We start from the raw sequence: 12,238 nt of genomic DNA on the forward strand, positions 1-12,238 counted from the left end.
ATGCAATTAAATGTAAATGACGCTCAAGCGATCGAAGTTTCCGAACTGACATTTGGCGGCGAATTCAACGAGACGCTGGTTCACCAAGCAGTCGTGGCCTACATGGCCGGCGGCCGTCAAGGTAGCAAGCAGCAAAAGACCCGTTCCGACGTACGTGGTGGCGGTAAGCGCCCTTGGCGTCAGAAAGGTACTGGCCGTGCTCGTGCCGGTACTATCCGTAGCCCAATCTGGCGTGGCGGCGGTACCACTTTCGCAGCTCGTCCGCAGGATCACTCGCAGAAGCTCAACAAGAAGATGTACCGCGCAGCTCTGCGCTCCATCCTTGCTGAACTCGTGCGTACTGACCGTCTGGTCGTGGTTCAGGACTTCGCTGTTGAAAGCCCGAAAACCAAAGATCTGCTGGGCAAACTGAACAACATGAGCCTGACCGACGTTTTGATCGTGTCGGAAGCTGTTGATCAGAACCTGTACCTGGCTGCTCGCAACCTGCCACACGTTGATGTACGTGACGTGCAAGGTTCCGATCCAGTTAGTCTGATCGCATACGACAAGGTGTTGATCACCGTGTCGGCCGTGAAGAAATTCGAGGAGCTGCTGGGATGAACCAGGAACGCGTATTTAAAGTTCTGCTTGGCCCGCACGTTTCCGAAAAGGCTACGGTTCTGGCTGACAAGAAAGGCCAGTTCGTTTTCAAGGTTGCAACTGACGCAACCAAGCTGGAAATCAAGAAGGCCGTCGAAAGCCTGTTCAGCGTGAAAGTAGAGCGTGTTACTACCCTGAATGTTCTGGGTAAGAGCAAGCGCACTGCTCGCGGTCTGGGCAAGCGTAATGACTGGAAGAAGGCAGTTATCTCCCTTCAGCCAGGCCAAGATCTCGATTTCAGCAGCAGTGCTGAGTAAGGAAGGGGTGCATCATGGCAATCGTTAAATGCAAACCGACTTCCCCTGGCCGCCGTTTTGTGGTCAAGGTGGTCAACCAGGAGCTGCATAAAGGCGCTCCTCACGCACCGCTGCTCGAGAAAAAATCGAAGTCTGGTGGTCGTAACAACAATGGTCGCATTACCACTCGTCACATCGGTGGTGGCCATAAGCAGCATTATCGTCTGGTCGACTTCCGTCGCAACGACAAAGATGGCATCGCTGCCACTGTCGAGCGCATCGAATACGATCCAAACCGTACTGCTCACATCGCTCTGCTGTTGTACGCAGATGGCGAGCGTCGCTACATCATCGCCCCTAAAGGCGTGAGCGCTGGCGACCAGCTGATCGCAGGTGCCCTGGCGCCGATCAAGCCGGGCAACGCTCTGCAACTGCGCAACATTCCAGTTGGTAGCACCGTACACGGCATCGAATTGAAGCCAGGTAAAGGCGCGCAAATCGCTCGTTCCGCTGGTGCTTCGGCTCAGCTGATCGCTCGTGAAGGTGTCTACGTGACCCTGCGTCTGCGTTCTGGTGAGATGCGTAAAGTGCTGGCTGAATGCCGCGCGACCCTGGGCGAAGTCTCGAACTCCGAGCACAGCCTGCGTTCGCTGGGTAAAGCTGGTGCCAAACGCTGGCGTGGCGTTCGCCCAACCGTTCGTGGTGTTGCCATGAACCCGGTTGACCACCCACACGGTGGTGGTGAAGGTCGTACCTCTGGTGGTCGTCATCCGGTATCGCCATGGGGCTTCCCGACTAAGGGCGCGAAGACTCGTGGTAATAAGCGTACCGACAAAATGATCGTCCGTCGTCGCAAGTAAATAGAGGGATACGACAGTGCCACGTTCTCTGAAAAAAGGTCCTTTTATTGATCTTCACCTACTGAAGAAGATCGAAGTGGCGGCGGAAAAGAACGATCGCAAACCAGTTAAGACCTGGTCGCGTCGTTCGATGATCCTGCCACAAATGGTCGGTCTGACCATCGCTGTACACAACGGTCGCTTGCACGTCCCAGTTCTCGTGAACGAAGACATGGTCGGCCACAAACTAGGCGAGTTTGCCGGTACCCGCACTTATCGTGGGCACGTGGCAGACAAGAAAGCCAAGCGTTAAGGGGTAAGGAAATGGAAGTAGCCGCTAAGTTGTCGGGCGCTCGAATCTCCGCCCAGAAAGCCCGCTTGGTCGCCGACCAGATCCGCGGGAAGAAGGTGGGCGAAGCGCTCAACCTGTTGGCTTTCAGCAGTAAGAAAGCCGCCGAGATCATGAAGAAAGTGCTGGAGTCGGCCGTAGCCAACGCCGAGCATAACGAAGGCGCAGACGTTGATGACCTGAAGGTCAGCACCGTTTTCGTCAACGAAGGGCGTTCGCTGAAGCGCATCATGCCACGTGCCAAAGGCCGTGCTGATCGCATCGTCAAGCGGTCTTGCCATATCACTGTCAAGGTTGCTGACAAGTAACGGAGTCGAAGAGATGGGTCAGAAAGTACATCCCATTGGCATTCGCCTGGGAATCGTCAAGGAGCACACCTCCGTCTGGTACGCAGACGGTCGGACTTATGCGGACTACTTGTTCGCTGATCTGAAGGTGCGTGAGTATCTCCAAGACAAACTAAAAAGCGCGTCCGTAAGCCGTATCGATATCCATCGTCCGGCGCAAACTGCACGTATCACCATCCACACCGCTCGTCCAGGTATCGTTATCGGGAAGAAAGGTGAAGATGTTGAGAAACTGCGTCAGGACCTGACCAAGCAAATGGGTGTGCCTGTGCACATCAATATCGAAGAGATCCGCAAGCCGGAGCTCGACGGTATGCTGGTTGCGCAGAGCGTAGCTCAGCAGCTGGAGCGTCGCGTAATGTTCCGTCGCGCTATGAAGCGCGCTGTACAGAACGCCATGCGCATTGGTGCCAAAGGCATCAAAATCCAAGTGAGCGGTCGTCTCGGCGGTGCTGAAATCGCACGTACTGAATGGTATCGCGAAGGTCGTGTGCCACTGCACACCCTGCGTGCCGACATCGACTATGCCAACTACGAAGCTCACACCACTTACGGTGTGATCGGTGTAAAGGTTTGGATCTTCAAAGGCGAAGTAATTGGTGGTCGCCAAGAAGAACTGAAACCACAAGCACCAGCGCCTCGTAAAAAAGCTGCTAAGTAAGGGGTACGCCAAATGTTGCAACCTAAGCGTACGAAGTTCCGCAAGCAGATGACAGGCCACAACCGTGGTCTGGCTCAGCGCGGTAGCAAAGTCAGCTTCGGCGAGTTCGCGCTGAAGTCTGTAGCTCGTGGTCGTCTCACCGCTCGTCAGATCGAGTCAGCGCGTCGTGCTCTGACCCGTCACGTAAAACGTGGCGGCAAGATCTGGATCCGTGTATTCCCGGACAAGCCGATCTCCAAAAAACCTCTCGAGGTTCGGATGGGTAAAGGTAAGGGTAACGTGGAGTACTGGGTAGCCCAGATTCAGCCAGGCAAAGTCCTGTATGAAATCGAGGGTGTTTCTGAAGAGCTGGCGCGTGAGGCTTTCGCCCTGGCTGCTGCAAAGCTGCCGCTCGCCACCTCCTTTGTTAAACGGACGGTGATGTGATGAAAGCGAATGAACTTCGTGAAAAATCCGCACAGCAGCTGAACGAGCAACTGCTCGGCCTGCTGCGCGACCAGTTCAATCTGCGTATGCAGAAAGCAACTGGCCAGTTGGGGCAGTCTCATCTGCTCTCGCAAGTTAAGCGTGACATCGCTCGCGTGAAGACTGTGCTCAACCAGCAGGCAGGTAAGTGATCATGGCTGAAGCCGAAAAGACTGTCCGTACGCTGACTGGCCGTGTTGTCAGCGACAAGATGGACAAAACCATCACCGTTCTGATCGAGCGTCGCGTTAAGCACCCGATCTACGGTAAATATGTTAAGCGTTCGACTAAGCTGCACGCGCACGACGAAACCAATCAGTGCCACATCGGCGACAAAGTCACTATTCGTGAAACTCGTCCGCTGGCCAAGACCAAGTCTTGGGCACTGGTTGATGTTCTCGAACGCGCTGTGGAAGTCTAAGGACTAGGGGTCGGAGAAATTATATGATTCAGACTCAATCCATGCTCGATGTGGCCGATAACAGCGGCGCTCGCCGTGTTATGTGCATCAAGGTGCTGGGTGGCTCCCATCGTCGTTACGCTGGTATCGGTGACATCATCAAAGTTACCGTGAAGGAAGCAATTCCTCGCGGTAAGGTGAAAAAAGGCCAAGTGATGACTGCTGTTGTAGTCCGCACTCGTCACGGCGTACGTCGTGCTGATGGCTCCATTATCCGCTTTGATGGCAACGCTGCTGTTCTTCTGAACAACAAGCAAGAGCCGATCGGCACCCGTATCTTTGGGCCAGTGACCCGTGAGCTTCGTACTGAGAAGTTCATGAAGATCGTCTCGCTCGCCCCAGAAGTGCTGTAAGGAGATCCGACATGCAAAAGATTCGTCGTGACGACGAGATCATCGTGATCGCCGGCAAAGACAAAGGTAAGCGCGGTAAGGTGCTTAAGGTTCTCGCTAATAACCGTCTGGTTATCGGTGGTCTGAACCTGGTCAAGCGTCATACCAAGCCTAACCCGATGTCGGGCGTGCAGGGCGGTATCGTCGAGAAAGAAGCTCCGCTGGACGCTTCTAACGTCGCCATCTTCAACGGCGAAACCAACAAGGCTGACCGCGTTGGTTTCAAAGTAGAAGACGGTAAGAAAATTCGTGTCTTCAAGTCGACCCAAAAAGCGGTTGATGCTTGAACACTGCTAGGTAGATTAGACCATGGCACGACTACAAGAGATTTACCGGAAGGAAATCGCCCCTAAGCTTAAGGAAGAACTTAAGCTTGGGAACGTGATGGAAGTTCCGCGCGTTACCAAAATCACCCTGAACATGGGTTTGGGCGAAGCGATCGGTGACAAAAAAGTCATCGAGCACGCTGTTGCTGACCTGGAAAAGATCACCGGCCAGAAAGTCGTTGTGACTTACGCTCGGAAATCCATCGCTGGCTTTAAAGTCCGTGAAGGTTGGCCGATCGGCGTCAAAGTGACCCTGCGCCGTGAGCGTATGTACGAATTCCTGGATCGTCTGCTGTCGATCTCCCTGCCTCGGGTTCGCGACTTCCGCGGCCTGAATGCCAAGTCCTTCGATGGTCGTGGTAACTACAGCATGGGCGTGAAAGAGCAGATCATCTTCCCGGAAATCGACTACGACAAGATCGATGCTCTCCGCGGTCTGGACATCACCCTGACCACCACTGCCAAGAACGATGATGAAGGTCGCGCCCTGTTGCGTGCTTTCAAATTCCCGTTCCGCAACTGATTGGAGTAGGACCATGGCCAAGATGAGCATGAAAAACCGCGAGCTGAAACGTCAGCTCACGGTTGCCAAGTACGCCAAGAAGCGTGCAGCACTGAAAGCAATCATCGTTGATCTGAACGCAAGTCCAGAAGCGCGTTGGGAAGCTACAGTTGCTCTGCAGAAGCAGCCACGTGATGCAAGCGCTTCGCGCATGCGTAACCGCTGCCGCCTGACTGGTCGTCCACACGGCGTTTACCGCAAGTTCGGCCTCGGCCGTAACAAACTGCGTGAAGCGGCAATGCGTGGTGACGTACCTGGTCTGGTTAAAGCCAGCTGGTAAGTACTTTCAACGTCCAGGTGGTCGATGTCGCAAGATACTGACCGCCGGTGACCTTGAATCTGGAACAAGCCCCTTTTGGGGCTTGTTTCATTTCTGGAGTGTGTCTAAAATACGCGGCTCGCCTGAGCCCGTGTGTTTTACCCGGAGATTCTCGGCGACATATGTAGCCGCAAGGCTAATTTTTTTGTATTAGGAGCGTCTAGCCCATGAGTATGCAGGACCCGTTAGCGGACATGCTAACTCGTATCCGTAATGCCCAGATGGCTGAAAAGTCCGTCGTAAGCATGCCATCTTCCAAGTTGAAGGTTGCTGTTGCCAAAGTCCTGAAAGACGAAGGCTACATTGCGGGTTATCAGATCAGCAGCGATGTAAAAGCACTGCTGTCCATCGAGCTGAAGTACTTCGAAGGCCGTTCGGTCATCGAGGAAGTGAAGCGCGTTAGCCGTCCAGGCCTGCGTCAGTACAAGTCCGCTGAAGATCTGCCGAAAGTTCGTGGCGGTCTGGGCGTGTCTATCGTCTCCACCAACAAAGGTGTGATGACGGATCGTGCTGCGCGCGCTGCCGGTGTCGGCGGCGAAGTTCTTTGCACTGTGTTCTAAGGGGGGATAAGCATGTCTCGCGTCGCTAAGAACCCCGTTAAGCTGCCAGCCGGTGTCGAAGTCAAATTCGCAGGCCAACAGCTTTCGGTGAAGGGTGCCAAGGGTACTCTTGAACTGAACATCCATTCGTCCGTTGAGATCGTTGAAGAAGCGGGTGAGCTGCGTTTTGCTGCTCGCAATGGCGATCAACAAACTCGCGCAATGGCCGGTACCACGCGTGCGTTGGTAAACAACATGGTCCAAGGCGTAAGCCAAGGCTTCGAGCGTAAGCTCCAGCTGGTCGGTGTTGGTTACAAAGCGCAAGCAAAAGGCACGGTTTTGAACCTGGCCCTTGGCTTCTCGCACCCTGTGGATTACGAACTGCCAGCGGGCATCACTGCTGAGACCCCTAGCCAGACCGATATCCTGATCAAGGGCATCGACAAGCAGCTGGTAGGTCAAGTGGCCGCTGAGATCCGCGACTTCCGTCCACCAGAGCCGTACAAAGGCAAAGGTGTGCGCTACGCGGACGAAGTCGTCCGTCGTAAAGAAGCCAAGAAGAAGTAGGGCATAGCAAATGACCGACAAAAAAGTTACTCGACTGCGTCGCGCTCGCAAAGCACGCCTGAAAATGCACGAACTCGAAGTCGTGCGTCTCTGCGTGTTCCGCTCGTCGCAGCACATCTACGCCCAGGTCATCTCGGCCGACGGCAACAAAGTCCTGGCAAGCGCCTCGACTTTGGATAAAGAACTGCGTGATGGTGCCACCGGCAACATCGACGCGGCCACAAAGGTTGGCCAGCTGGTCGCTACGCGTGCTAAGGCCGCTGGCGTCTCGCAAGTGGCTTTCGACCGCTCTGGCTTCAAGTACCACGGTCGCGTGAAAGCGCTGGCTGATGCTGCTCGTGAAGCTGGGCTGGAGTTCTAAGTTATGTCAAATAACGACCAAAAGCGCGACGAAGGCTACATTGAGAAGCTGGTTCAAGTTAACCGCGTAGCCAAAACCGTTAAAGGCGGCCGTATCTTCACTTTCACCGCGTTGACCGTGGTAGGTGATGGTAAAGGGCGTGTTGGCTTCGGCCGTGGCAAGTCACGTGAAGTGCCTGCTGCAATCCAGAAAGCAATGGAAGCTGCTCGTCGCAACATGATCCAAGTTGATCTGAACGGCACCACGCTGCAGTACGCAATGAAGTCCGCCCATGGCGCTTCGAAGGTGTACATGCAGCCTGCTTCTGAAGGTACCGGTATCATCGCTGGCGGCGCTATGCGTGCTGTCCTCGAAGTTGCTGGCGTTCAGAACGTTCTGGCCAAGTGCTACGGCTCGACTAACCCGGTAAACGTGGTTCACGCCACTTTCAAAGGTTTGAAAGCTATGCAATCTCCTGAGTCCATCGCTGCCAAGCGTGGTCTGACTGTCAAGGAGATCTTCTGATCATGGCTACCGTTAAAGTAACGCTGATCAAAAGCATGACCGGCCGTATCCCTAACCACAAACTGTGCGTTAAAGGTCTGGGTCTGCGTCGCATCGGTCACACTGTAGAAGTCCAGGATACTCCCGAGAATCGCGGGATGATCAACAAGGCTTACTACATGCTGCGTGTAGAGGGTTAATCGATGAAACTCAATGATCTGAGTCCAGCGCCGGGTTCCCGTCGCGAAAAGCATCGTCCGGGCCGTGGTATCGGTAGCGGTTTGGGTAAGACTGGTGGCCGTGGCCACAAAGGTCAAACCTCCCGCTCCGGTGGCACCATCGCTCCAGGCTTTGAAGGCGGTCAACAGCCGCTGCATCGTCGCCTGCCTAAGTTCGGTTTCGTATCCCTGAAAGCCATGGATCGCGCAGAAGTGCGTCTGTCCGAGCTGGCTAAAGTGGAAGGCGACATCGTTACTGTGCAGACCCTGAAAGATGCCAACGTGATCAACGTCAACGTACAGCGTGTGAAAATCATGCTGTCCGGTGAAGTGACTCGCGCTGTCACTATCGGCAAGGGAATCGGCGCCACCAAAGGTGCGCGTTCGGCTATCGAAGCAGCTGGCGGCAAGTTCGAGGAATAAATGGCTAAGCAAGGTGCTCTCTCAGCGCTCGGCAAAGGCGGTATGTCTGAACTTTGGGCTCGTCTGCGTTTTCTGTTCCTGGCGATTATCGTCTACCGAATAGGCGCACACATCCCGGTTCCAGGTATCAACCCGGACCGACTCGCAGACCTGTTTCGACAGAATGAGGGGACCATTCTTAGCTTGTTCAACATGTTTTCCGGCGGTGCGCTGGAGCGGATGAGCATCTTTGCACTGGGGATCATGCCGTACATCTCGGCATCGATCATCATGCAGCTGATGACCGCCGTCAGTCCGCAGCTGGAACAGTTGAAGAAGGAAGGTGAAGCTGGCCGTCGCAAGATTAGCCAGTACACCCGCTACGGCACTGTCATCCTCGCCCTGGTTCAAGCTATCGGCATGTCCGTTGGCCTAGCCGGGCAGGGTGTTGCGTTCACTGGTGACTTTGGCTTCCATTTCGTCGCGGTATCCACGTTTGTGGCTGGTGCGATGTTCATGATGTGGCTGGGTGAGCAGATTACTGAGCGTGGTGTTGGCAACGGTATCTCGATGTTGATTTTCGCAGGTATCGTCGCCGGTCTTCCGAGAGCGATTGGGCAGTCTTTCGAGTCTGCACGTCAGGGCGATATCAATATCTTTGCCTTGGTTGCCATCGGTTTGCTGGCAGTAGCGATTATCGGTTTTGTGGTGTTCATTGAGCGTGGTCAGCGTCGTATTGCTGTTCACTACGCCAAGCGTCAGCAGGGCCGTAAGGTTTTTGCTGCGCAGACCAGCCACTTGCCGCTGAAAGTGAATATGGCCGGCGTTATTCCGGCAATTTTCGCGAGCAGCATTTTGCTGTTTCCGGCTTCGTTGGGTACCTGGTTTGGTCAGTCTGAAAATATGGGCTGGCTGCAGGACCTCTCTCAGTCGATCGCTCCTGGTCAGCCGTTGAATATTCTGCTGTTTAGTGCAGGGATTATTTTCTTCTGCTTCTTCTATACGGCGTTGATGTTCAATCCGAAAGACGTAGCGGAAAACCTGAAGAAGTCCGGTGCCTTTATTCCGGGCATCCGTCCAGGTGAGCAGTCTGCGCGCTACATTGATGGCGTTCTGACTCGTTTGACCCTGTTCGGTGCTCTATATATGACGGCCGTGTGCTTGTTGCCCCAGTTCCTGGTGGTTGCAGCAAACGTTCCGTTCTACCTTGGCGGGACCTCGTTGCTGATCGTGGTCGTGGTTGTGATGGACTTCATGTCCCAAGTACAATCGCACCTCGTTTCGCACCAGTACGAATCCCTGATGAAGAAAGCCAACCTGAAGGGCTACGGCAGCGGCATGTTGCGCTGAGTACCCCATAAGGTTCGAGGAGTTGGTGATGAAAGTTCGTGCATCGGTGAAAAAGCTGTGCCGTAACTGCAAGATTATTCGCCGCGAAGGTGTTGTTCGAGTAATTTGCAGCGCGGAACCGCGTCACAAACAGCGCCAAGGCTGAGTGTGATCCGCTTGAAGCCCGGCAGCTAGTGCGCTGCCGGGTTGATTATTTGTTATTACAGCGATATTATCTCGCGCCCTATTTCTTGGCTTCCGGGGCGTAGGTAGCTGTCAATTGGAGTCCCACTGAATGGCCCGTATTGCAGGCGTTAACATTCCAGATAACAAGCACACTGTTATCTCGCTGACCTACATCTATGGTGTTGGTCGCACTACTGCGCAGAAAATTTGCGCAGTCGCTGGTGTAAATCCAGCCGCTAAGATCAAGGATCTGAGCGACGAGCAGATTGAACAGCTGCGTGGCGAAGTGGCGAAGTTCACCACTGAAGGTGACCTGCGTCGCGAAATCAACATGAAAATCAAGCGTTTGATGGACCTCGGTTGCTATCGCGGTCTGCGTCATCGTCGTGGTCTTCCAGTACGCGGTCAGCGTACCAAGACTAACGCGCGTACCCGTAAAGGTCCGCGTAAGCCGATCCGCAAGTAATCGCCCCAGCGAATCGACAGGAAAATTATCATGGCAAAACCTGCTGCTCGTCCTCGTAAAAAAGTTAAAAAGACAGTGGTTGATGGCATCGCCCACATCCATGCTTCTTTTAACAACACCATCGTGACCATCACCGACCGTCAAGGTAACGCGCTTTCTTGGGCTACCTCCGGTGGTTCGGGTTTCCGCGGTTCCCGCAAGTCCACCCCGTTTGCTGCTCAAGTAGCTGCTGAACGTGCTGGTCAAGCTGCGCTGGAATACGGCCTGAAAAACCTCGACGTTAACGTCAAAGGTCCAGGTCCAGGTCGTGAGTCTGCTGTCCGTGCTTTGAACGGCTGTGGCTATAAGATCGCCAGCATCACCGACGTGACGCCAATCCCGCACAACGGGTGCCGTCCGCCGAAGAAGCGCCGCGTGTAATCCAGGAGATTGTAAAGAATGGCTCGTTACATTGGTCCAAAATGCAAACTCGCTCGTCGCGAAGGCACCGATCTCTTCCTGAAGAGCGGCGTGCGCGCGATCGAATCGAAGTGCAACATCGAAGCAGCACCTGGTATCCACGGCCAACGCCGCGGTCGCCAGTCCGACTACGGCACCCAACTGCGTGAAAAGCAGAAGGTCCGTCGTATCTACGGCGTTCTCGAGCGTCAGTTCAGCGGCTACTACAAAGAAGCTGCTGGCAAGAAAGGTGCAACCGGTGAAAACCTGCTGCAACTGCTCGAATGCCGTCTGGACAACGTTGTATACCGTATGGGCTTTGGTTCGACTCGTGCCGAATCCCGTCAGCTGGTATCGCACAAGTCGATCAGCGTTAACGGTCAGACCGTAAACGTTCCGTCCTACCAGGTTCGTGCTGGTGACGTGGTCGCAGTTCGCGAGAAAGCAAAAAACCAACTTCGCATTGTCCAAGCTCTCGATCTGTGTGCCCAACGTGGCCGCGTAGAATGGGTAGAAGTAGACACTGAGAAGAAGTCGGGCGTTTTCAAGAACGTTCCTGCTCGCAGTGATCTGTCCGCCGACATCAACGAAAGCCTGATTGTCGAGCTCTACTCCAAGTAAGGGCTAGAAAATAGGTGCATCCATGCAGATTTCGGTAAATGAGTTCCTGACACCCCGCCACATTGATGTGCAGGTTGTCAGTCCAACCCGCGCTAAGATCACTCTCGAGCCTCTCGAGCGTGGTTTTGGCCACACCCTGGGCAACGCGCTGCGCCGCATCCTGTTGTCCTCAATGCCCGGCTGTGCAGTAGTCGAGGCCGAGATTGACGGTGTGCTCCACGAGTACAGCGCCATCGAAGGTGTACAGGAAGACGTAATTGAAATCCTGTTGAACCTTAAAGGTCTGGCTATCAAGCTGCACGGCCGTGACGAAGTTACGCTGACCTTGTCGAAGAAGGGTTCGGGGGTGGTTACCGCTGCCGATATTCAGCTGGATCATGATGTCGAGATCGTTAACCCCGATCACGTAATCGCTAACCTGGCGTCTAACGGCGCTCTGAACATGAAGCTCACCGTAGCTCGTGGTCGTGGTTATGAACCGGCCGACTCGCGTCAGAGCGATGAAGACGAAAGCCGCAGCATTGGTCGCTTGCAGCTTGACTCTTCGTTCAGCCCGGTTCGCCGCATCGCATACGTGGTGGAAAACGCCCGTGTCGAGCAGCGTACTAACCTGGACAAGCTGGTTATTGATCTGGAAACCAACGGTACTCTGGATCCTGAAGAGGCTATTCGCCGCGCTGCAACCATCCTGCAACAGCAGTTGGCTGCGTTCGTCGACCTCAAGGGTGACAGCGAACCAGTGGTAATCGAGCAGGAAGACGAGATCGATCCGATCCTGCTTCGCCCGGTTGACGATCTGGAACTGACTGTACGTTCGGCTAACTGCCTTAAGGCGGAAAACATTTACTACATCGGCGACCTGATTCAGCGTACCGAAGTAGAACTGTTGAAGACTCCGAACCTGGGCAAGAAATCCTTGACTGAAATCAAGGACGTTCTGGCCTCCCGCGGTCTGTCCCTCGGCATGCGCCTCGACAACTGGCCGCCTGCAAGTCTTAAGAAGGACGACAAGGCGACTGCCTGATCGTCG

The 12,238-nt window shown here is 54.6% G+C and carries 25 protein-coding genes; all 25 read left to right on the forward strand.

Features of this window, described 5'->3' with window-relative positions:
• The gene (gene rplD / locus BMX59_RS21450) at positions 1-603 is read left to right on the forward strand and encodes a 50S ribosomal protein L4 (protein ID WP_003176424.1); all 603 of its coding nucleotides are present in this window, start codon (positions 1-3) and stop codon (positions 601-603) included.
• Complete coding sequence (gene rplW / locus BMX59_RS21455; protein ID WP_002555488.1) at positions 600-899, forward strand: 50S ribosomal protein L23; 300 nt, start codon at positions 600-602, stop codon at positions 897-899. The genes rplD and rplW overlap by 4 nt, the downstream gene beginning before the upstream one ends.
• A gap of 14 nt (positions 900-913) precedes the next feature.
• The gene (gene rplB, locus BMX59_RS21460) at positions 914-1,738 is read left to right on the forward strand and encodes a 50S ribosomal protein L2 (RefSeq protein ID WP_003186055.1); all 825 of its coding nucleotides are present in this window, start codon (positions 914-916) and stop codon (positions 1,736-1,738) included.
• 16 nt (positions 1,739-1,754) lie between these two features.
• Positions 1,755-2,030: a 30S ribosomal protein S19 gene (gene rpsS / locus BMX59_RS21465; RefSeq protein ID WP_003232420.1), complete on the forward strand. Its 276-nt coding sequence runs from the start codon at positions 1,755-1,757 to the stop codon at positions 2,028-2,030.
• Between the two features lie 11 nt (positions 2,031-2,041).
• On the forward strand, positions 2,042-2,374 hold the full coding sequence (rplV, locus tag BMX59_RS21470; protein ID WP_003103908.1) for a 50S ribosomal protein L22: 333 nt from the start codon (positions 2,042-2,044) through the stop codon (positions 2,372-2,374).
• A 13-nt stretch (positions 2,375-2,387) separates the two neighbouring features.
• Positions 2,388-3,074: a 30S ribosomal protein S3 gene (rpsC, locus tag BMX59_RS21475; RefSeq protein WP_003176422.1), complete on the forward strand. Its 687-nt coding sequence runs from the start codon at positions 2,388-2,390 to the stop codon at positions 3,072-3,074.
• A 12-nt stretch (positions 3,075-3,086) separates the two neighbouring features.
• A complete protein-coding gene (rplP, locus tag BMX59_RS21480; RefSeq protein ID WP_003176421.1) occupies positions 3,087-3,500 on the forward strand; it encodes a 50S ribosomal protein L16 in 414 nt (137 codons plus the stop codon).
• Positions 3,500-3,691, forward strand: coding sequence for a 50S ribosomal protein L29 (rpmC, locus tag BMX59_RS21485; protein WP_002555481.1), 192 nt, complete (start codon positions 3,500-3,502; stop codon positions 3,689-3,691). The genes rplP and rpmC overlap by 1 nt, the downstream gene beginning before the upstream one ends.
• 2 nt (positions 3,692-3,693) lie before the next feature.
• A complete protein-coding gene (rpsQ, locus tag BMX59_RS21490; RefSeq protein ID WP_003176419.1) occupies positions 3,694-3,960 on the forward strand; it encodes a 30S ribosomal protein S17 in 267 nt (88 codons plus the stop codon).
• A gap of 23 nt (positions 3,961-3,983) precedes the next feature.
• Positions 3,984-4,352 carry a 50S ribosomal protein L14 gene (gene rplN, locus BMX59_RS21495; protein WP_002555479.1) on the forward strand — a complete coding sequence of 123 codons (369 nt, stop codon included), beginning with the start codon at positions 3,984-3,986 and terminating at the stop codon, positions 4,350-4,352.
• Between the two features lie 11 nt (positions 4,353-4,363).
• Complete coding sequence (gene rplX, locus BMX59_RS21500; protein ID WP_003176416.1) at positions 4,364-4,678, forward strand: 50S ribosomal protein L24; 315 nt, start codon at positions 4,364-4,366, stop codon at positions 4,676-4,678.
• A gap of 22 nt (positions 4,679-4,700) precedes the next feature.
• A complete protein-coding gene (gene rplE, locus BMX59_RS21505; protein ID WP_003194642.1) occupies positions 4,701-5,240 on the forward strand; it encodes a 50S ribosomal protein L5 in 540 nt (179 codons plus the stop codon).
• Between the two features lie 13 nt (positions 5,241-5,253).
• Positions 5,254-5,559: a 30S ribosomal protein S14 gene (gene rpsN, locus BMX59_RS21510; protein WP_003176414.1), complete on the forward strand. Its 306-nt coding sequence runs from the start codon at positions 5,254-5,256 to the stop codon at positions 5,557-5,559.
• Positions 5,560-5,765: 206 nt separating this feature from the next.
• A complete protein-coding gene (rpsH, locus tag BMX59_RS21515; protein WP_010206883.1) occupies positions 5,766-6,158 on the forward strand; it encodes a 30S ribosomal protein S8 in 393 nt (130 codons plus the stop codon).
• Positions 6,159-6,170: 12 nt separating this feature from the next.
• Positions 6,171-6,704 (forward strand): 50S ribosomal protein L6, encoded by a 534-nt coding sequence (gene rplF / locus BMX59_RS21520; RefSeq protein ID WP_003194640.1) that lies wholly within the window; start codon positions 6,171-6,173, stop codon positions 6,702-6,704.
• A 10-nt stretch (positions 6,705-6,714) separates the two neighbouring features.
• Positions 6,715-7,065, forward strand: a complete 351-nt coding sequence (gene rplR / locus BMX59_RS21525; RefSeq protein ID WP_003186037.1) for a 50S ribosomal protein L18 — start codon at positions 6,715-6,717, stop codon at positions 7,063-7,065.
• Positions 7,066-7,068: 3 nt separating this feature from the next.
• A complete protein-coding gene (gene rpsE / locus BMX59_RS21530; protein WP_003176409.1) occupies positions 7,069-7,569 on the forward strand; it encodes a 30S ribosomal protein S5 in 501 nt (166 codons plus the stop codon).
• Between the two features lie 2 nt (positions 7,570-7,571).
• Positions 7,572-7,748 carry a 50S ribosomal protein L30 gene (rpmD, locus tag BMX59_RS21535; protein WP_003176408.1) on the forward strand — a complete coding sequence of 59 codons (177 nt, stop codon included), beginning with the start codon at positions 7,572-7,574 and terminating at the stop codon, positions 7,746-7,748.
• Between the two features lie 3 nt (positions 7,749-7,751).
• Entirely contained in the window at positions 7,752-8,189 is a 438-nt protein-coding gene (gene rplO / locus BMX59_RS21540) for a 50S ribosomal protein L15 (protein ID WP_003176407.1), read from the forward strand.
• On the forward strand, positions 8,190-9,518 hold the full coding sequence (secY, locus tag BMX59_RS21545) for a preprotein translocase subunit SecY (protein ID WP_003176406.1): 1,329 nt from the start codon (positions 8,190-8,192) through the stop codon (positions 9,516-9,518).
• 28 nt (positions 9,519-9,546) lie between these two features.
• Entirely contained in the window at positions 9,547-9,663 is a 117-nt protein-coding gene (rpmJ, locus tag BMX59_RS21550) for a 50S ribosomal protein L36 (protein WP_002555468.1), read from the forward strand.
• Positions 9,664-9,792: 129 nt separating this feature from the next.
• Positions 9,793-10,149, forward strand: coding sequence for a 30S ribosomal protein S13 (gene rpsM / locus BMX59_RS21555; protein ID WP_003194635.1), 357 nt, complete (start codon positions 9,793-9,795; stop codon positions 10,147-10,149).
• A gap of 30 nt (positions 10,150-10,179) precedes the next feature.
• On the forward strand, positions 10,180-10,569 hold the full coding sequence (gene rpsK / locus BMX59_RS21560) for a 30S ribosomal protein S11 (RefSeq protein WP_002555466.1): 390 nt from the start codon (positions 10,180-10,182) through the stop codon (positions 10,567-10,569).
• 18 nt (positions 10,570-10,587) lie between these two features.
• Positions 10,588-11,208, forward strand: a complete 621-nt coding sequence (gene rpsD / locus BMX59_RS21565) for a 30S ribosomal protein S4 (RefSeq protein WP_003176404.1) — start codon at positions 10,588-10,590, stop codon at positions 11,206-11,208.
• 22 nt (positions 11,209-11,230) lie between these two features.
• Positions 11,231-12,232 carry a DNA-directed RNA polymerase subunit alpha gene (gene rpoA / locus BMX59_RS21570; protein WP_003176403.1) on the forward strand — a complete coding sequence of 334 codons (1,002 nt, stop codon included), beginning with the start codon at positions 11,231-11,233 and terminating at the stop codon, positions 12,230-12,232.
• The last annotated feature ends 6 nt before the right edge of the window (positions 12,233-12,238 follow it).

This window comes from Pseudomonas sp. NFR09 (assembly GCF_900111535.1).
Classification (GTDB): Bacteria; Pseudomonadota; Gammaproteobacteria; order Pseudomonadales; family Pseudomonadaceae; genus Aquipseudomonas; species Aquipseudomonas extremorientalis.